The sequence below is a fragment of the Paenibacillus sp. CF095 genome, from assembly GCF_900101225.1.
GTDB lineage: Bacteria > Bacillota > Bacilli > Paenibacillales > Paenibacillaceae > Paenibacillus.
Map to the genome: position 1 here is coordinate 739344 of NZ_FMZN01000002.1, position 19713 is coordinate 759056.

The following is a 19713-nucleotide window of genomic DNA, read 5'->3' on the forward strand; positions in this document are numbered from 1 at the left end:
GGAGAGAAAGGGATGGGATCGACATGAATAACAATCCTGGGCGTTCATTGGACAAAAAAATGGATATCAGCATCGTTGGTGATGGCAGTTCTTCTGGTGGCGTGTACGGCAAGATCAAGGTCGTAGGGGACGCGTCCTTTAACGACAATCTATCTTGTGATCGATTCAAATGTACGGGTACATCGGTCATATACGGATCGCTTGAATCCACAGATATTAAAATTACCGGCACCCTTACTCTGAAAGAGCGAGAGGCCAGCAACGATGTTGAGGATGGAATCCAGGTATCTGGCCTGCATGCCAAAGCTGAGCATATAAAAGTGGTCGGTGAACTTCATCTGTCAGGGGATTGTCAGGCAGAAAATATCAAGCTGAACGGACGGTTGACGATAGCGGGGATGCTCAGCGCTGAACACATGACACTCAAAATCATGGGTCCTTCAGAGGTCAAGGAAATGGGCGGTTCCATCATCTCGGTGAAGAGTGGGCGGCTGAATGACTTGTTTACGGGGAATAAATCAATTCTTAAAGCACAGATTATCGAAGGTGATGATATTGAATTAGAGAATACGGAGGCCGAGATTGTCCGTGGCGATAAAATAAAAATCGGTCCTGGCTGCCGGATTGGTACAGTGGAATACCGTTCATCTCTGCAAATTCATCCGCAATCGGAAGTTTTGCTGCAAAGCAATCGGTCCTTGGACTGATTAACGAAAACTTCTTTTCGGATATACTAATGCAGTCATATGAATAGAGCGTGAATGGAGAGATTGAGTACAATGGTTGCACGTAAAAACAGTATTGGATTGGTGCTGGCAGGGTTACTGCTCAGCATACTAATGGCTTCGATGGATAACACCATCGTGGCAACAGCTATGGGGGACATTGTCGGGAAGCTGGGTGGGCTCGACAAGTTCGTCTGGGTTACCTCCGCGTACATGGTGGCTGAGATGGCAGGGATGCCGATATTCGGTAAGCTATCCGATATGTATGGACGGAAGAAGTTTTTTGTATTTGGTATTATTGTGTTTATGCTTGGCTCAGCGCTGTGCGGAACGGCAACGTCTATTGTGGAATTGACGATGTACAGAGCGATTCAAGGTATTGGTGCGGGGGCCCTGGTGCCGATTGCCTTTACGATCATGTTTGATGTCGTTGCACCAGAATCTCGTGGTAAATTGGGCGGATTGTTTGGAGCGGTCTTTGGCCTGTCCAGCGTATTTGGACCTCTGCTCGGTGCTTACATTACCCAGTATGCGACATGGGAATGGGTATTCTATATCAACCTGCCGCTAGGCTTGATTGCATTTGTGTTTATTGCGTTCTTCTACAAGGAGTCTCATCAGCATCAATCCCAACAGATCGACTGGCTGGGTGCTGTAACGCTGATCGGTGCTGTTGTGTGCCTGATCTTTGGTCTGGAACTGGGCGGCAAAACATTTGCCTGGGGTTCGTGGCAGATTCTTGGCTTGTTTGCCGGATTTGTAGCATTAGCGTTGCTCTTCCTTTTTGCAGAAACAAAAGCCAAAGAACCAATCATCTCCTTTGGCATGTTCCGCAACCGGGTCTACTGGTCCAGTAACGTTATTGGTATGTTCAGTGGTGCGGCGTTCATTACAGCATCCGTGTACATTCCGATCTTCATACAGGGGGTACTTGGTGGTAAAGCGACCAACTCTGGTCTTGTGCTGCTGCCCATGATGCTTGGGTCCGTTGTGACGGCGTCCCTGGGTGGGGTGTTGATGACCAAAATCAAGTATCGCAATATCATGATCCCTACGTTGGCTCTGCTTGTCATAGGACTTGGATTGTTGACTACGTTGGATGAGAATTCATCCCTTTGGACGATACGTATCTACATGGTGATGGTTGGTCTTGGTGTCGGTGCTTCGTTCTCCGTACTTAGCAATGCAGCCATGAATGCGTTTGAACCGCAAAGACGCGGTGCGGCGAGTTCCACACTTAACTTTTTGCGGTCCCTCGGCATGACGATGGGCATTACGATCTTTGGTATCGTACAGAGCCAGGTATTTACGCGTAAAATGAACGATGCTCTCGCTGGTTCAGCTGCTGAAGCAGGCGGTGCTTCAGCGGGTGGCGTGCCTCAGGGAGTGGATCTGACCGATCCACATGCGTTGCTCTCACCAGAACTCAGACAGGCGATTCCGCCTCAGGTGCTGGATACCATCACACATGCCCTGTCTTCTTCCATCGTACAGTTATTTGCCTGGGCTGTAATTCCGGCTGCACTCGCGTTGGTCGCTTCCTTCTTCATGGGAAAAGAGAAGATGGTTGTAGGCGAAGAGCAAGGCGAATACACAGGCGGTCACTAAACCGTTATGCATACGATACAGCGGCTACTCGTAATTTATAAAAACGAATAACTTATCTTAGCTTAAAACATGAAAGACACACTTCTCGCGTACCTGCAAAAGGGACGGGAAGTGTGTCTTTTTGTTTTTGTTGGTTTCGAACATTGAACCTAAGGCTGTTTTGTATCGCTAATCCCGTCCTCGACCACAGAAGGCCCTTGTGGATCAGGCAGGCTGCTATGACCGGAGCGGGCTATCAGGCGATTCTGAGCTTTGTACGTGTCCCGTGTAATCGTTTTGGATTCGACCACTTTGCCGTCCAGCCTTTTGGTTCTTACCGTCTCGACAATATATCCGGGCTGTCCGTCTTGCAGCACCTGCTGTGCACCATCAGGCAGTACAGTACTGGACACATATTTTACTGGAACACTTAATGTTTCAATGGTACGAGATTCAAGGGCATAGCTGACATTCTCCGGGAATGTGCCGAAAAATTTCACCATCAATTGGTGGTTCTTCACCTCTGCATGAATGAGTAACGACTTTCCAGTATTATTCTTGAAGCGAAAGTTGATGGCTCCCGAGGCAAAGGTGGCATCCAGTCCTTTTGGCAAATATTTGACCGGCAGGGAGTGGTTGCGACGTTCAATAATATCAAGACCCGTCAATAGCGCTGCGTTATACACCGTACTGGATACCTGGCAGATTCCCCCGCCAATTCCGGGGGTGAGTCTGCCATTAACAATAACCGGGGCCTCACGAAACCCATACTCCTTTTCAGCTTTACGGACGACCTTCTCATAATCGAATGTGGCATCTGGTGGCAAAATCATGCCGTTAATCGCTTCCGCCGCTGCGCTGACATTATGTATCCGGCCTTCACTACTATTGCCCAGACCCGTGGAGAACTGGATGATCTTTCGGTCAATGCCTTCCTGGCGTAGCGAATCAAGGGTTACTTCAGGCTTCAGCCTATATAGTGGTACCTGGATCAGCAGTGGGGCGGGTTTCTCATCCGGGTTCAGTACACTGAAATCTCGGTGCAACTTGGTCTGAATGAGACTTGCAAGTGTATCCCAATCAATCCGGCGGACGCCCTTTTCCGGGATATACTGGACTTTGTCACTTGTGGTAATGCGGCGAACAGCGTCCGCAGGTGTACCGAAGGTTTCTTTTTCCCAGGCAGGGCTGAGATGTTCTTGGAGTGGTCTTGAGTTGTAGGTCATATCGAGAGAGAACTCTTTCGGAAAATGATAACGTGCATAAGCGCGTTCCCACAGGTTACCTTCCTCCAGCTGCTGTATTGCGGACTCCAAGCTGTTAACGTTGTAACTCACCCCCGCCTGAGCTGCGGTATACGAAATCGTCTGGGGGTTGGGTTCAGTCACTTCAAAGGTGACAGGCCAGTCCTCCAGCTTTTGGATCTGTTCATCCAATTCATGCAATACGTTCTTGCGATTCTTCCCCTCCACCAGCATGCCGCCAACATGAACATCTTTGGGCAGGGCAGGTTGATTCACGTACATATACAGCAATCCATAAGACGCGGAGCCGATCAAGAGGATGGAGAATAGAACAATGACCGTCACATGTATTTTTTTCATAACCGTACGCTCCTTTATACTTCGGTTGTTCCCGACTTTGTAACACTTTCTATATATATGATCCAATGCAGGAAAACTTTCGGGTACTCAATAGGTAACAAATTTGTTACAATAAACTTCATATGAATCCATGCTTCACAATTGAAACAGGGACGAAGTGGATTTTTCCTGATGAAATTCAGGTCTTTTTAAAGGAAATGCCGGGATTGTGTCGAAATGATAATGGCTAACTATGCGAGCAGGAAGTGATGATGTGATAGAAATGCAGGACGTGTGGAAGACCTACGCCAATGGGACCCACGCATTACAAGGGGTGTCGGTGAAGATCGACCGCAATGAATTTGTTTATATCGTCGGTCCGTCCGGCGCAGGTAAATCGACATTTATGAAATTGATGTACAGAGAAGAAGTTCCGACCAAAGGACAAATATCCATTAACGGATTTAATATTGGTAAGTTGAAGCCAAGAAAGATTCCTTATGTGCGTCGTAACATCGGCGTTGTGTTCCAGGATTTTCGTCTGCTGCCACGGATGACAGCATTTGAGAATGTGGCATTTGCCATGGAAGTTATTGAAGCACCGAAGCGTCATATCAAGAAACGAGTGATGGAAGTGCTCGACTTGGTGGGACTGCGCAGCAAAGCGAATCGTGAACCTTCGCAGCTCTCGGGTGGAGAACAGCAGCGTATTGCCATTGCACGGGCTATCGTCAATAACCCATCGGTTATTATCGCGGATGAGCCTACAGGTAACCTCGATCCGGAGACGTCGTGGGGCATCATGCAGCTGCTGGATGAGATTAATTTCCGGGGAACAACCATTGTTATGGCAACCCACAACAAAGATATCGTGAATACGATGCGTAAGCGGGTAATCGCCATTGAACGTGGACAGATTGTACGGGATCAGATGAGAGGGGAATACGGTTATGAATTTTAGTACTCTCTTGCGCCATTTGCGGGAGGGATTTAAAAACGTATTCCGCAACGGCTGGATGTCTGTGGCCTCCATCATGTCCATCATTGTGTCCTTATTGATTCTTGGTGTGTTTATGTTGCTGGTGCTCAATGTGAACTCGATGGCGAATCAGGTTGATAGCCAGGTGGAGATCAGCACGTTCCTCGAACTGAATGTGGACGAGAACCTGCGTAACACACTGGAGCAAGAAATCAGCGCGATGCCTGAAGTAAGTGAGATTCGTTTTGTTTCCAAGGAAGAAGGACTCAAGGAGTTCCGTGAGCGTCTTGGAGAGAGTGCAGATAACGTGCTTAGCGGTTTCGATGTGGACAACAACCCACTGCCGGAGACCATTGAAGTTGAGGTCATTGAACCGGAAACCGTCACTTTTGTGGCGCAAAAAATTGAAGCTTTGAACGAAAAACACCCGGAGAAGCCGATCATGAAAGTGAACTACGGCAAGGAAACGGTGGAAGTGTTGTTCAAATTTACGAAACTTGTTCGTAACATCGGATTTATTTTTGTTGGGGGACTGGGTCTAATGTCCATGTTCCTGATCTCGAATACGATTCGCGTAACGATTCTGGCACGTCGCCGGGAGATCGGAATTATGAAGCTGGTTGGCGCAACCAATACCTTTATTCGCTGGCCTTTCTTTATTGAAGGTGCACTCATTGGATTTATTGGCTCGGTCATTACGGTTGGTGTGCTGTTTGTTGGATACAGCCAGTTGATGAACACGATTGGTCAGGATGTCTTCATGCAGATGCTTAACTTGATTCCGCTGGGCGAAATCTGGGGGCTGTTTGGAACACTGTTGATCGGACTCGGTGTGCTGGTAGGTATTTTGGGAAGTACGCTGTCCATTCGGAAATCACTCAACGTTTAAATTTTGTTTTCAATGATCGAATTGCAGAATATGTCGAAAAGAATGACAAAGCAGGTTCATTAATGGACGCTGTTTGACGATATGTAGGAAAGACGGAGTCTTTAAGATTGAAGAAAGCAAAGAACATGCTGTTCACCACCTGTGCAGGTTGCTTTCTTGTGAAATCATAGGATGGGGGATCATCATTTTGAAAAAAACTGCTTCGCTGCTGGCCTTTACGTTATTGGCCAGTTTGACGCTTCAACCTTCTGACGGATATGCCAAGAGTAGCATCAGCGATATTGACCAACAGATTCAGCAACTGGAGAGCAAGGCGGCTTCTGCCAAGCAGGAGCAAAAAAAAGCGGCTTCCAACAAAAAGGAAGCGCAGCATTACAAGAACAAAACCAACGCTTATCTGAAGGTTGTCATGGAACAGATCAATGTCGTTAGTGATGAACTGGCCAGTGTATCCTTGCAGATCGAGAACACGGAAGAAGATCTCCGTACAACGAAGAAAGATCTGCAAGCGGCAGAAGAACGCATTGTTGCAAGGGAAAAATTGTTGGAGTCACGTGTACGCCTGATGTACACGGACGGTGCTGTATCCTATCTGGATGTACTGTTGTCCTCTACCAGCTTCACTGACTTTCTGACTCGTGCGGATTCACTCAAAACGATCGTGGATCAGGATCAACATCTGCTGGATGAACACAAAGCGGACAAGCAACTTGTTGTGGACAAAAAGGCAGAATTGGATGTGCAATATGCGGAAGCCAAGAGCCTGTATGCACAGAAGAAACAGCGCAAGTCCCAATTGAATGAAAAAGAAGCGGAAAAGCAAGTGCTTCTCGCTTCATATGATGCTAAAATTGAAGAGTCAGAAGAGCTGACACAAGAGCAGGAAGATGTATTAATGCAGATTGCCAGCAAACGTTCGGCACTTCTTCAAGAGAAAAATAAATTGCGTGAACAGCAGGCTGCAGCTGCAGCCAAAGCAAAAGCCGCGGCAGCAGCCCGGGCGAAAGCTGCAGCCAAGGCGCCAACCAGAGTGAGTTCGGATAGCAGCAGTGAGGTCACGTATTCATCCGGTAATGGTATCTTCTCAAGACCGGTATCTGGAGGACGTATTTCTTCTCCATTCGGTCCTCGTACCCATCCAATTACGGGCGTAGTGGGTAAGATGCATGCCGGTGTCGATTTTGCTGTTCCTCAGGGAACTTCGGTTCACGCTGCTTCTGGCGGAATCGTGATCATGGCTGAATGGTATAGCGGATATGGCTATACGGTTATTGTGGACCACGGCGGTGGACTATGGACGTTATATGGTCACTTGCGCGAAGGTGGATTCAAAGTCAGCAAGGGAGACACTGTAAGCAAAGGGGATACCATTGCTGAGTCAGGAAATACAGGGAACTCTACTGGACCTCACTTGCACTTTGAAGTGAGAGATAACGGTACCGCTGTAAATCCGATGAACTATTTGTAATTATTGCTCCATTGTTCGAATGGAAAAAACATATTCCGTACAAGCTAGACATATAATAAGCTGGCATGTTCAGGGAATGGATTCTCGCAACAATGGAATCGGACACGCTTCAAAACTAAAGGCGGTGACAAACGGATGATGAAGAAAAGATCGGCGCTACTGCTTGTCATTGTGGGTCTCCTGGGTGGTAGTTTGCTAACCCTGGTACTAATGACTTACCCGGGAATAGCAAACCAAACCACAGCGGGCGAAGGTTTGCTGGCTAGTGTAACCGGCAATACACAGCAGAAGAACGATTTGAAAAAGATTGAAACTGCGATGGATTTGATCTCAAGCAACTATTATAAAGACGTGGATCAGACCAAATTGATTGACGGTGCGATCAACGGCATGATGGAATCGCTTGGTGATCCGTACTCCAACTATATGGGGCAGGAAACGGCTGCTCAGTTTGAAGAGTCGATCGAAGGTTCATTTACCGGTATTGGCGCAGAGGTATCCTCACAGGATGGAAACGTTGTTGTTGTTTCCCCGATCAAAGGATCACCTGCCGAGAAAGCGGGTATTCGTGCAAAAGACATGATTATGTCGGTCAACGGCGAATCCCTGCAAGGGTTGGAACTGAACAAGGCTGTCAACAAAATCAGAGGTCCCAAGGGCAGTGAAGCGAAGGTACAGGTCAAACGTGCCGGATCTTCCGAGCTGATTGAATTTGTCATTGTACGGGATGACATTGATCTGGAGACCGTATATGCTCACATGGAGGATGGCGGAATTGGCGTTATTGCCATTACTCAATTCTCTTTGAATACAGGCGATCGCTTTAAGGAAGAGTTGGCGAAGCTTGAGAAGCAGAACATGAAAGGTCTGGTCATCGATGTACGGAATGACCCAGGCGGTGTATTGCAAGTTGTTATTGATATTGCTGAACAGTTTGTTCCTAAAGGCAAGGTTATTGTGCAAGTTGAAGACAAGAACGGCAAAAAGGAACAAAGCAAGTCCAATGGATCAGCAAAGGCTTATCCAGTCACAGTCCTGATGAACAAAGGCAGTGCGAGTGCGTCGGAGATTTTGGCCGGGGCATTACAACAGTCAGCAGGCGCTAAGTTGATTGGTGAAAACTCCTTTGGTAAAGGAACCGTGCAGACGAGTTATGACAAGCAAATGGGTGACGGCAGCTTGCTGAAGATCACCATTGCCAAGTGGCTCACTCCGAACGGAGACTGGATTCATGAAAAAGGAATCAAACCGGATATTGCGGTAGACCAACCGGATTATTTCTCGGTGGCACCGATTAATAAAGAGAAGTTACCACTGAAATATGACAGCAATAGCACGGATGTGAAAAGTGCGCAGACGATGCTGAGAGGACTCGATTTCAAACCGGATCGTGTGGACGGATACTACGACCAGAAGACAGAAGAAGCGGTCAAAGCATTCCAGAAGCAAAAAGGCATTCAGGCTACAGGCCAGATTGACGAGAAAACCGCTGAATCACTGGAAGCGGCTCTGATTGAACGTATTGCCAATCCTCAATATGATGCACAGCTGAAACGCGCGATCGAAAATGTCTCAAAGGATATTTCGTCCGCTGTGTCGAAGCCATAAAGAAGGCTGATTTTCAGCCTTCTTTTTTTCTGAACCGGCTGAAAGAGAGGGGTGACCGACCACAATGGAATGGGTATGGCCATGGTTAACTACATTAGGGGAAGCTTTGTTGCATTTGTTTATTCAGCCGTTTTATTATATTGCGGTGATCCTGATTGCGCTGATCTATCATCGTCAGTTACTTCAGGAGCGTAAATTGTTCCATGTTCGTTTGCAAAGCTCGATAACACAGACGATTCGTGCCGTGCTCGGAGGCATACTCATTGGTACCATCGTCTCAATTGTGTCCCTATTCCTCGGTGCACATCTTACACTGGGAAGCCTGATATGCATATGGGCTGCAACATTAATTCTATCCTTGTTCCGTATCCGGTATCTGTGCTTTGCTTATGCGGCAGGGTTACTGGGTGTGATGCAATTTGGTTTGAATCTGGCTTCAGGCTGGCAACCATCGGGTTGGATGGGTAGTGTAACGGAAACGCTACGTACCCTGGATATGCCTGCACTGCTTGTCCTGGCGGCGCTTCTACATATGGGTGAAGCCCTGTTGGTACGCATGCAGGGGGTATCGATGGCATCACCGCTTCTCTTCGAGGGAAAACGCGGGAAACTGGTTGGTGGATATCAACTGCAACAGTTCTGGGCCATTCCTCTACTAATTCTTGTCCCGGTCACAGGCAGTGGAGCGGAGCTGGCTTGGAATCCACTGATGAATGCAGGACATAGTTACATGCTGGTTGCGTTACCGATTATGCTCGGATTTGGTGAGATCACGCAGAGTATGCTTCCGGGACAAAAGGTACAGATCTCATCGAAGCGGTTGATGATATATGGGGCAACTTTGCTCGTGTTCAGTTTGCTTGCTGCATGGTGGTCTCCACTCATGTTGGTTGCTGCACTAATCGCATTTATTGGACATGAATTTCTGGTATGGTACAGCGCGTTTGAAGAGCAAAACCGCAGTCCGGTATTTGTCCATCCGCAGCATGGGCTGAAGGTATTGGCTGTTATTCCGGAGAGTCCTGCTGCAGATTTGGGGATTGAAGCAGGAGAGACCTTGTACAAGGTGAATGGTAAGTTGGTTCATTCGCCGGAAGAGTTACATCGTGCCCTGCGGATGAACCCGGCTTTTTGCAAACTTGAGGTTCGCAATCATCAGGGAGAAAGCAAGTTCATGCAACGAGCGATCTATGAAGGGGAGCATCATCAGCTTGGGGTCATTATGGCACCGGACAATCACGAGGTTTGGGCGATTCGGTTACGTCCACTGACACTGTTCCATATCATCAACCTCAAATTGTTGGCCCGTCTGAAAAAACCACAAAGGGACGAAGCTCCCTTGGCTTTACCGCCAGCCCCGGTGTCCAGTGATAAAGGGTCCGTGGAGATGTAACTAGCATACGTGATGAAGTATGTTTGCATAAATCAAGCAATGAAAAAGGTATTTCCTAACGCCGTCGCAGGCAAGGGAAATACCTTTTTTGTTATTGTTTTAACATAAAGATGGCGATTTGGGTTCGATCACGCAAGCTCAGCTTGCCGAGAATATCCGTGACGTAGTTTTTGACTGTGCCTTCACTGAGGAACAGTTTGGCGGCAATTTCCTTATTGGACAACCCCTCCGATATGGCCTCGGCAACCGCCAGCTCCATACGTGTCAGTCCATAGGCTTCGATTGGGTTCTGTGTCAGGGGAATCGCAGCGGGACGGAGAAGGCCTGCCAATTTGCGGGCAATATCCGGATGAATTAACATATCGCCGTTATGTACGGTCTTGATGCCTTGAATGATCCGCTCAGGGGGCACATTTTTGAGTAAATAACCACTTGCGCCATTCTGCAATGCCTGAATAATATACTCATCGTCGTCAAACGTAGTCAGCATGAGCACCTGGATTTCAGGAAAACATGACTTGATGCGTTTGGTACCTTCAACTCCGTCACATTCCGGCATCCGAATATCCATCAACACCACGTCCGCAGGCGTTCCTGCTTCAAGCAATTCCAACGCTTCCTGTCCATTTGAGGCTGTGCCTGTAACGCGAATGCCGGAGTCCAGTCCGAGCAGCACTTTCAGGCTCTCACGAATGAAGTAATCATCGTCGGCGAGAATCAGCCGAATAAGTGGGAGTTGGGCTGAATCATTGTTTTGGTTCACATCATTCCGTTCGGACATGAAAACATTCACTTCCTTTTTTCAGAGTATATCCATCTGGTTCGTTAATGGAATGCGTGTAATCACTGTATACGGATAAGCTGATTGAATCTCCAGGACTCCTCCCACCATTTGTGTGCGCAGAAGCATGCCTTCCTGTCCTATGCCATTTCGCTTGGAAGAATGAGGATTGATTTTGCCATCATTACTCACACTCATACACACTTCTTGATCCCCGAATACCAACTCCACTGTGATCGAAGAAGCATTTCCATGTCGCAGGGCATTGGTCAAGGCTTCTTTGGCATTTTTGAACAAAACGATCTGTATGCTGGGATACAGCACATGAGATGGGCCATGAACTTCATAATTTGTCTTCACGCCGGTATCTCTGCCCACTTCCTCTAGGAGACGATCCAGGGCGTAGGCTTCGGATGCATAGGAATTAGGTTGCAGTTTGTGCAGTGTGCTGCGCATATCATCCATACTGGTGGCCAATTGATCGCGAATCTGTCGCACCATTTCCGTTCCTTGTTCCATATTCAGGGGGAGGGTCAGCAAAGCGGCTTCCGACATCATTTTGGTGCGAATCAGTTGATGCCCGATATCGTCATGAAGCTGTCTGGAGATACGGGTACGTTCCTCTGCCTGAGCCACTCCTTCAAGTTGCTTTGTAAATAACAGCAGCTGCGCACGCGCTTCTTGTAGCTCGTAATGTTTGCTGCGGAGCTCGTCATAGACTTGTTCCAGTTGTCCGCGGCTGCTCGCCGTTCTTGATCCCTGCCAGGACAGAGCCGCTGTGATGAGCAGAAGCAGGTTGCCAAGAACCATCGCAATTGTCTCTGTGGAGAGTAATGCAGTGGCGGTTGTATTTAGTGTGGTTAACCCTGGCTGCGATGCCTGTGGGACAGAATAATGCCAATGCAAAGCGACATTGTTAGCAACGAGCTGAATCGCAAACATCAACCATCTCCGACTTCCCTCCAGTCTGTATATATATACGTAGAGCACGGATAGAGAGAGGAATAGCAGAAACGGTCCATACGAAACAATCAGCCAGCAGCTCCAGAGTATTTCGGCCAGAAGCAACAGCCATTGCTGTGTACTTGAACGGTTGAAATCTTTCCACACGGAGAGTCCAAGGGCGATGATGATATGCAGGGTGTAGACGGCTTCGTTTTCCAAGGGCAGCATCAACATGTACAGTACTGCTGGAACGATAATTAATCCGTATTGCAGAAACCGCATCGGCATATGTAAATGACATCCTTTATATAAAAAGTGGAGTAGAAAATCTCTTGGTAATGCGCCCTTGATTATACCATAAGCAGCATTCGAATCAGGAGATGACTTAAGTCACCTTCGATTCATGACTTTTCGTACCTTCGCTACAGATTGCGATCCGTTACAATAAAATTATGAAATCCAGCGGCGGAAGCCGAAACGGAAAAGGGGCGTATAAGGGATGGGCATACTTGAAGTAGATCATGTAGTAAAACGATACGGCAGCAAGCTGTCCGTGGATCATTTGAACCTTAGTGTTGGCAAAGGCGAAATTTTTGGATTGCTTGGTCCCAATGGAGCAGGAAAAAGTACCACCATCAGCATGATTGCAGGGCTCCTGAATATGGATCAGGGTGAGATCAGATTAGATGGGATCTCGGTCAAGGAGCGACCGCTTGAAGTAAAGCGCAAGATCGGACTCGTTCCGCAGGATCTGGCTTTATACGAAACCATGTCTGCTGCGGAGAATGTGACTTTCTTTGCCCGACTGTATGGACTGCGTGGAAAATTGCTTAAGGAAAGAGTGCTGGAGTCCCTTGAATTTGTAGGGTTGCAGGATAAAGCAAAGGATGCCCCCTCGACCTTCTCTGGTGGTATGAAACGCAGGTTAAACATCGCATGTGCGATTACACATCGCCCGGATCTAATTATCATGGATGAACCGACAGTTGGCATTGATCCGCAATCTCGGAATCATATTCTTGAATCGGTACGCACACTTAACAAGATGGGTTCAACGATCATATATACAAGTCATTACATGGAGGAAGTGGCGGCGATTAGTCACCGGGTTGCGATTATGGATCAGGGGCGAATTATTGCCTGTGGGACTGAAGCAGAGCTGAGAGAACGGGTAGCATCGGAGGAAAAAGTAGTGCTCTCCACTTCCGGTATCGGTGCCGACGTCGTAGAAGAACTGAAACTTCACCCCCGCGTACGGATGGTAGACGTTTCAGAGAATACACTGACCATTACGCTGCCTTCGGCACAGCAGGATCTCCAGGATCTGCTCTTCATTTGCAGCAAACATGAAGTATCCATTCAGTCGCTCAAGGTCGAAGAGCCGGATCTGGAAACGTTGTTCCTCAATCTGACCGGGCGTACGCTTCGGGACTAGGGGGAACAAGAGATGAATATATGGCATATTTGCATCTTTGAATTGAGGCGTATTCTTAAGATTCGATCTGTAGTGTTAAACCTGTTCATTTTGCCGTTGTTACTGATTTTTATATTGGGTACGGCACTTTCCAGTACGATGGGTACGGCGGAGGATGTTATTCCGGATACTGTACGTGTGGGAATCATCCATTTGAATACTGAATCTGGTGGAGGATCAAGTACGGTTAATCAAGCACTGGATACATTCGTGAATTCCCCGGCGGTAGCTGAGATGGTCCAAGTGCAGAACTTTACGACAGAAGAAGAGGCAGTCCATTCGCTGCGTACCGGCAAGCTAGACTTTGCTGTAATGATTCCTTCGGATTTTGAGCAAAACGTGATGACGGGGAAAGAGGCCAGGTTACAGTGGATACGAGGAAAGGACAACACACTTAATACCTTGGGTGAAACTTTGTTCACACGTTTTACGGATGAATGGAACCGACATATGGCGATTACCAAAGTGCTCGGTCGGGAAGTGACTGCTGCCATGGCCTCTGCTTCGAAGTCTGGTACGGCGAATTCCACCTCTATTGCTGTCACTAATCCCGGTAAGACAGGTACGGCGTATAGTGCCTCCCAATACTATGCAGCTTCCATGCTGGCGATGTTCATGTTGTACTCGGGTATGACAACAAGTACCAGCCTTTTTGGAGAGCGTGATAACAAAACGTTAATTCGCCTTCAGGCTGCGCCTATAGGCAATGGAGTTATTTTCGCTGGCAAAATTGCAGGTAATAGTCTGCTTGCTTTCTTACAAGCAACAACGATCATACTTATGACGTATTGGTTCTATGGTGTAGATTGGGGAACGCATCCTTGGTATATTGTGCTCACTTGTGTATGTATCACATTGGCATCCATGACCCTTGGCGTGATCGTGGCATTGGTATGCAAAAGCTCGGCATCGGCCAGCGCAACCATCCAAGGTATCATCGTTGCAATGACATTTATTAGCGGTGGGTTCACGCCCATTCCGATTGATTTTGTACAACGGATTAGCGAATTTACGGTTAACCACTGGGCGCTCCAAAGTTTTCTGAGAATGATGCTGGATGCACCTGTACGAGAGATTGTATATAGCATTCTGATGTTAGGCGTGGTATGCGCTGTATTACTGTTCATCTCAGGATTGATCTATAGAAAGGCAGGATACCGATATGAATAGTCTACACATCGCCTGGTTGATGATTAGACGTACACTTGGCCGTAAAATGGGCTTCATTACGTTTCTGCTTCTGCCTTGCCTGGTGATTACAGGAGCGGTTGCTCTTTTTGGAAGCGAGCAGAGTGCACGTACTGTTATTCCCTATGTCAATGAGGATGGAGGGGTGGCAGGGACATGGATGATTCATGAACTTGCTGGCAAAGAGGAGTATCTGCTCAAGCCGATGAACAACCAAGCAGAAGTGAAGGAAGCCATCGCTCAGCAAAAAGGAAGTTCTGGCATCATCATTCCGGTACATTATACGGAGGATCTGTTACAAGGAAAGCCAACCGAAATTCAATTGGTGGAACTGCGTATAAGTGAAAGTTCCTATACCCTACGAGCAGCAGTTGAAGGTTTGACAAGCGGATTGTTACAATCTGCTTCAGCTGTTAAGGTGGCCGCAGGTCCTGTTTCAAGTGAGACTGACATACTATCGAGTACACATAAGCCATTTGAACAGCTTTTACAGGAGATAGGAAAACATCAGGTTGCTGGTGAAGTCACCGATCTGCAGATCTATCCCAAGCCAGGCCTGAACAATGTGACTGGATTTACGATTATGTTTATGATGGGGCTGCTGACGAGTGCAGTGGCTGTGATAATGGAAGATCGCAGGAAACGTACGATGGCCAGAGTATATACGGCACCCGTCCGTGCATATGAGATTGCGCTTGGTAATTTCCTCGGCAGCTTTGTCATTGGTATGATTCAGATTGTTCTGGTTTTGGGAGTCAGCAGGTGGTTGCTGCATTATGATGCCGGTATTCCTTTTGGCATTCATTTCATCATCTTGGCCGCATTTATGCTGGTCTCCATGGGGATCGCAAGTACCGTGGCAGGATTAATCCGTAATCCCAAAAATGCCAACATGCTGAATTCACTTGTCATTATGCCAACCTGCATGATAGGTGGTTGTTTCTGGCCGATCTCGTTGATGCCGGATTATATGCAAAAGCTCGCCAACTTTGTACCACAGAAATGGGCGATTCAGGCGGTGGAAACGATCTCTGCTGGCGGTACATTGTCGGATATCACATTGCCACTATTGATTTTGTTTGGCATGGCTGCTATTTTACTGACCGTAGGCTCTGCGATTCTACGCCCTAGCCAGCCAGGAGTAGAGGCATAAGGTAATACGACATAAAAGAAAGCACGCTCTGCTGAATTGAATTCAGTTAGAGCGTGCTTTCTTTGCAAAAGGAATGATGCATTATGTGAGATATTGATGATTAAGGTTGGAGTTGCCGCAGGACCGTTATTTCAACCCGACGGTTCTTTTGTCTTCCGGCCGCTGTGGTGTTGTCACCCGTTGGGCGTGTATCCGCATATCCGGCATACTGGAAGCCGTCCGGCTTAAGCTTCTCTGTATCCAGAAAAAATCGTAATACAGACAGTGCGCGTTCTCCAGAAAGTTCCCAGTTGTCTTTGTACGTGGAGTTGGCCCCGACCGGAATATTGTCCGTATGTCCTTCGATGCTGACAACGGTATTCAGATCCCGAAACAGGCTGGCAAGTTTACTGAGCGTTGGTGCTGCACCGTCCTTTAGAGCGGCCTGGCCCTGATCAAACAGGAAGCGGTCACTGAGGGTAATGGATAGGCCCTGTGGCTTGTCCGCAACAAAAATCTGATTTTCCAGTTTATTATCCTCGATATATTGGGTAATCACATTGAACAGATTTTGCAATTCCTGCTCCTGTGATCTGAACTGTTCTTCCCGTTCTGTGAGGGGCTTTTCGTCATCATCTGGTGTTGCAGTCCCGGTATCGGAAGGGTTTCCTTCACCTTTTGAAGGATCTTCACCCTGCACCTCGGATGGCGGAGTCTCTGTAATCGTCTGTCCGGGTTTCTCACCGAGTCCCTCACCAAGCTCAAGGATAGAGTCGGACGCATTGAATGTATTTTGTAATGATTGAGTAACGACGTCATATTTACCGGAATCCAGATTGCTCATGGCATACATGATGACAAAAAAGATCAAAAGCAGGGTTATGAGATCGGCATAAGTAATCATCCAGCGATCCCGATGATCGATAGTTTCACGTTTTCCGCGCCGTTTACTGCGCCGACTCATCCAATCCCTCCTTTGCTAGGGGGCGTATATGCTGACGATGCGTGAGGGTGAAGGACTCCAGTCTTTTGCGTACAAGCTGGGGATTCTCACCGTTCTGAATGGCAAGTACACCTTCGAGAAGCATTTCCATCGTCTGCACTTCATCAGCACCTCTGGATTTGATCTTGGAGGCAATGGGCAAAAAGATAAGATTGGCACTGGCGACCCCATACAGGGTTGCGGTAAAGGCAACAGCAATGGCAGGTCCGAGTCCGGTTGGATCGGTCAAACTGCCAAGTACCTGAATAAGTCCCATCACGGTTCCGATGATCCCCATGGTTGGAGCGTACCCACCAGCGGATTCGAATATTTTGGCGTAGCCCTCATGTTTTTGTTCAATCGAGTCGATCTCCATCTCCAGGATCTGGCGAACCACATCCTGATCTGTACCATCAACAACCATCTGAATCCCGTCTTGCAAAAATGGATGCGGATGATCCATAACCTTGCGTTCCAATGCAAGTACACCTGAGCGGCGTGCGATTGAAGACATCTCCACCAGTTCTTCGACCCATAAGCCTGATTCATTGTTGTTACGTCCAAAAGCCATACGCAGGGCAGCTGGAATCGTACGAAGGCGATGCGCCGGGAAACTGGCAACCACAGCAGCAATCGTTCCACCGAATACAATTAAAGCAGCCGTTTTTTGCAGGAGACCGGACAATTGGCCGCCTTCCCACAAAAAACCGCTAATGACTGCGGCAATTCCGGCAATAATACCGATAAGTGTCGCAATATCCATAAATTAACCCACTCCTATCTTCATTTCACGTTTGCATCACTAAAACGAACGAGGTATAATTAAACGGGAACAAATATTCCTATTACTATAAGTTTTCCCATATGAAAATTCGGGGAACTTCGACAATATATAGTGACTATTATTTTAGACGATAGGGTGAGATACGGCAATGAGCGATATTATAATGAGCGACAAAACGTTCGAAATCGAGTCAGAGTTTTCTCCCCAAGGTGATCAGCCTGCAGCCATTAAAGAATTGGTGAAGGGTGTTCAGGAGGGGAAGAGGTACCAGACACTGCTGGGTGCAACGGGTACGGGTAAGACGTTTACGATAGCCCAGACGATAGCCCAACTGCAACGTCCGACGCTGATTATTGCACACAACAAAACGTTGGCAGCGCAGCTTGCAAGTGAGTTCAAAGATTTTTTCCCTAATAACATGGTTGAGTATTTCGTCAGTTATTACGATTATTTTCAGCCAGAAGCATATATCCCGTCCTCCGATACGTATATCGAGAAGGATTCAAGTATTAATGAAGAGATCGACAAACTGCGGCACGCAGCGACGAGTTCGTTGTTTGAGCGCAGGGACGTCATCATTGTAGCGAGTGTTTCCTGCATTTATGGTTTGGGTTCACCGCACTCGTATTCAAGCATGTTGCTGTCACTTCGGGTAGGCATGGAGAAACCGCGTAATCAGATTTTGTCTCGTCTGGTAGAGATCCAGTATCAGCGGAACGATATTAACTTTGTGCGGGGTACGTTCCGTGTTCGTGGGGATGTTGTTGAGATTTTCCCTGCCTCCAAGGGCGAACATGCAATTCGGGTTGAGTTGTTTGGTGATGAGATCGAGAAAATTACGGAGATTGATGTGTTAACCGGAGAGCTCATTGGCGAACGTGAACATATTGCCATCTTCCCGGCGTCTCACTTCGTAACGCAAGAAGAGACGATGAAGGTTGCGCTGGTGAACATTGAGCGTGAACTGGAGGAGCGTCTAGAAGTGTTGCGTGAACAGGGGAAACTGCTGGAGGCTCAGCGACTGGAGCAGCGCACACGGTATGATATCGAGATGATGAAGGAAGTTGGATTCTGTTCGGGGATTGAGAACTATTCCGGTCCACTGACTTTCCGCGAACGCGGCGATACCCCGTATACACTGATGGATTACTTCCCGGATGACATGTTGATCGTGGTTGATGAGTCTCACGTGACTCTGCCACAGATCCGTGCGATGTACAATGGTGACCAAGCGCGGAAGACAGTATTGGTTGAACATGGTTTCCGACTGCCGTCGGCGCTGGATAATCGTCCGCTCAAATTCGAAGAGTTCGAAGGCAAGATGGATCAGATTATATATGTATCGGCCACACCGGGCCCTTATGAGATTGAGCATACCGATACGATGGTGCAACAGATTATCCGTCCAACCGGACTGCTTGATCCAATCATTGAACTGCGTCCAACGAAGGGACAGATCGATGACTTGATCGGTGAGATTAACGACCGGATTGCCAAAGACGAGCGTGTGTTGATTACAACATTAACGAAGAAGATGTCCGAGGATCTGACGGATTATCTGAAGGAAGTTGGAATTAAGGTTCGTTATCTGCACTCCGAGATCAAAACATTGGAACGGATGGCGATTTTACGTGATTTAAGGTTGGGCGTTTTCCATGTTCTAATCGGAATCAACTTGCTCCGGGAAGGTCTCGATCTGCCCGAAGTATCCCTCGTAGCTATACTGGATGCCGATAAGGAAGGATTCCTGCGTTCCGAACGCTCACTGATTCAAACGATTGGTCGTGCAGCACGGAACAGCGAGGGTCGCGTTATTCTATACGGTGACAAAGTGACGGATTCGATGGATAAAGCGATAAAGGAAACAGAACGTCGTCGTGCAATCCAGATCGAGTACAACGAGAAACATGGAATTACACCACAGACGATTCGCAAAAAAGTGCGTGATGTGATTGAGGCAACCAAAGTTGCCGAATCCAAGAAAGACTATCTCACGGGCGCAGCCGAGAAGATGTCGAAGAAAGATCGCCAGGCGCTTATTCAGCGCCTAGAGGTAGAGATGAAAGATGCAGCCAAAAACCTGCAGTTTGAGCGTGCTGCCGAGCTTCGCGATGCGTTGCTGGAACTTCGCGCTGAATAAGATACTGCTTACTCATATGCTCCAGTTAAGATGGATCTGTAACAAGAGAACGGCC

16 protein-coding genes are annotated in these 19713 nt (G+C 47.7%); 11 read left to right on the plus strand and 5 right to left on the minus strand.

Translation table 11 applies throughout. The annotated features are described in order from the left end of the window. Window positions 1–23: 23 nt before the first annotated feature. Window positions 24–707, plus strand: coding sequence for a hypothetical protein (locus BLS69_RS22465; RefSeq protein WP_091036413.1), 684 nt, complete (start codon window positions 24–26; stop codon window positions 705–707). 72 nt (window positions 708–779) lie between these two features. Further along, window positions 780–2333 carry an MDR family MFS transporter gene (locus BLS69_RS22470; protein WP_091036416.1) on the plus strand — a complete coding sequence of 518 codons (1554 nt, stop codon included), beginning with the start codon at window positions 780–782 and terminating at the stop codon, window positions 2331–2333. A gap of 149 nt (window positions 2334–2482) precedes the next feature. On the opposite strand, the gene BLS69_RS22475 is transcribed toward BLS69_RS22470, so the two are convergent. After that, a complete protein-coding gene (locus tag BLS69_RS22475; protein WP_091036419.1) occupies window positions 2483–3916 on the minus strand; it encodes a VanW family protein in 1434 nt (477 codons plus the stop codon). Window positions 3917–4169: 253 nt separating this feature from the next. Between BLS69_RS22475 and ftsE the strand changes: the two genes are divergently transcribed. The 5 genes from ftsE (at window position 4170) to BLS69_RS22500 (ending at window position 10232) form a co-directional block, all read left to right on the plus strand. After that, a complete protein-coding gene (ftsE, locus tag BLS69_RS22480; protein WP_024631580.1) occupies window positions 4170–4856 on the plus strand; it encodes a cell division ATP-binding protein FtsE in 687 nt (228 codons plus the stop codon). Then, a complete protein-coding gene (ftsX, locus tag BLS69_RS22485) occupies window positions 4846–5763 on the plus strand; it encodes a permease-like cell division protein FtsX (RefSeq protein WP_091036421.1) in 918 nt (305 codons plus the stop codon). Before ftsE ends, ftsX begins: the two co-directional genes overlap by 11 nt. Window positions 5764–5950: 187 nt before the next feature. Beyond that, complete coding sequence (locus tag BLS69_RS22490; protein WP_091036424.1) at window positions 5951–7231, plus strand: murein hydrolase activator EnvC family protein; 1281 nt, start codon at window positions 5951–5953, stop codon at window positions 7229–7231. 135 nt (window positions 7232–7366) lie between these two features. Next, complete coding sequence (locus BLS69_RS22495; protein WP_074096593.1) at window positions 7367–8839, plus strand: S41 family peptidase; 1473 nt, start codon at window positions 7367–7369, stop codon at window positions 8837–8839. Window positions 8840–8903: 64 nt separating this feature from the next. Beyond that, window positions 8904–10232: a PDZ domain-containing protein gene (locus BLS69_RS22500; protein WP_091036427.1), complete on the plus strand. Its 1329-nt coding sequence runs from the start codon at window positions 8904–8906 to the stop codon at window positions 10230–10232. A gap of 91 nt (window positions 10233–10323) precedes the next feature. Here BLS69_RS22500 and BLS69_RS22505 read toward each other — a convergent pair whose 3' ends face one another. Further along, the gene (locus BLS69_RS22505; protein WP_091036429.1) at window positions 10324–11013 is read right to left on the minus strand and encodes a response regulator transcription factor; all 690 of its coding nucleotides are present in this window, start codon (window positions 11011–11013) and stop codon (window positions 10324–10326) included. Window positions 11014–11034: 21 nt separating this feature from the next. Beyond that, entirely contained in the window at window positions 11035–12246 is a 1212-nt protein-coding gene (locus tag BLS69_RS22510) for a sensor histidine kinase (protein WP_091036431.1), read from the minus strand. 211 nt (window positions 12247–12457) lie between these two features. On the opposite strand from BLS69_RS22510, the gene BLS69_RS22515 reads away from it, so the two are divergent. The 3 genes from BLS69_RS22515 to BLS69_RS22525 are packed head-to-tail and all read left to right on the plus strand — an operon-like array spanning window position 12458 to window position 15773. Further along, complete coding sequence (locus tag BLS69_RS22515; RefSeq protein ID WP_091036434.1) at window positions 12458–13393, plus strand: ABC transporter ATP-binding protein; 936 nt, start codon at window positions 12458–12460, stop codon at window positions 13391–13393. Between the two features lie 12 nt (window positions 13394–13405). Continuing rightward, a complete protein-coding gene (locus BLS69_RS22520; protein ID WP_091036436.1) occupies window positions 13406–14602 on the plus strand; it encodes an ABC transporter permease in 1197 nt (398 codons plus the stop codon). Further along, window positions 14595–15773 carry an ABC transporter permease gene (locus BLS69_RS22525; RefSeq protein ID WP_091036438.1) on the plus strand — a complete coding sequence of 393 codons (1179 nt, stop codon included), beginning with the start codon at window positions 14595–14597 and terminating at the stop codon, window positions 15771–15773. Before BLS69_RS22520 ends, BLS69_RS22525 begins: the two co-directional genes overlap by 8 nt. A 100-nt stretch (window positions 15774–15873) precedes the next feature. On the opposite strand, the gene BLS69_RS22530 is transcribed toward BLS69_RS22525, so the two are convergent. Further along, the gene (locus BLS69_RS22530; protein ID WP_091036442.1) at window positions 15874–16716 is read right to left on the minus strand and encodes a flagellar motor protein MotB; all 843 of its coding nucleotides are present in this window, start codon (window positions 16714–16716) and stop codon (window positions 15874–15876) included. Then, complete coding sequence (locus tag BLS69_RS22535) at window positions 16700–17497, minus strand: flagellar motor protein (protein WP_062837042.1); 798 nt, start codon at window positions 17495–17497, stop codon at window positions 16700–16702. The genes BLS69_RS22530 and BLS69_RS22535 overlap by 17 nt, the downstream gene beginning before the upstream one ends. A 169-nt stretch (window positions 17498–17666) precedes the next feature. On the opposite strand from BLS69_RS22535, the gene uvrB reads away from it, so the two are divergent. After that, complete coding sequence (gene uvrB, locus BLS69_RS22540) at window positions 17667–19658, plus strand: excinuclease ABC subunit UvrB (protein WP_091013102.1); 1992 nt, start codon at window positions 17667–17669, stop codon at window positions 19656–19658. Window positions 19659–19713 lie beyond the last annotated feature (55 nt).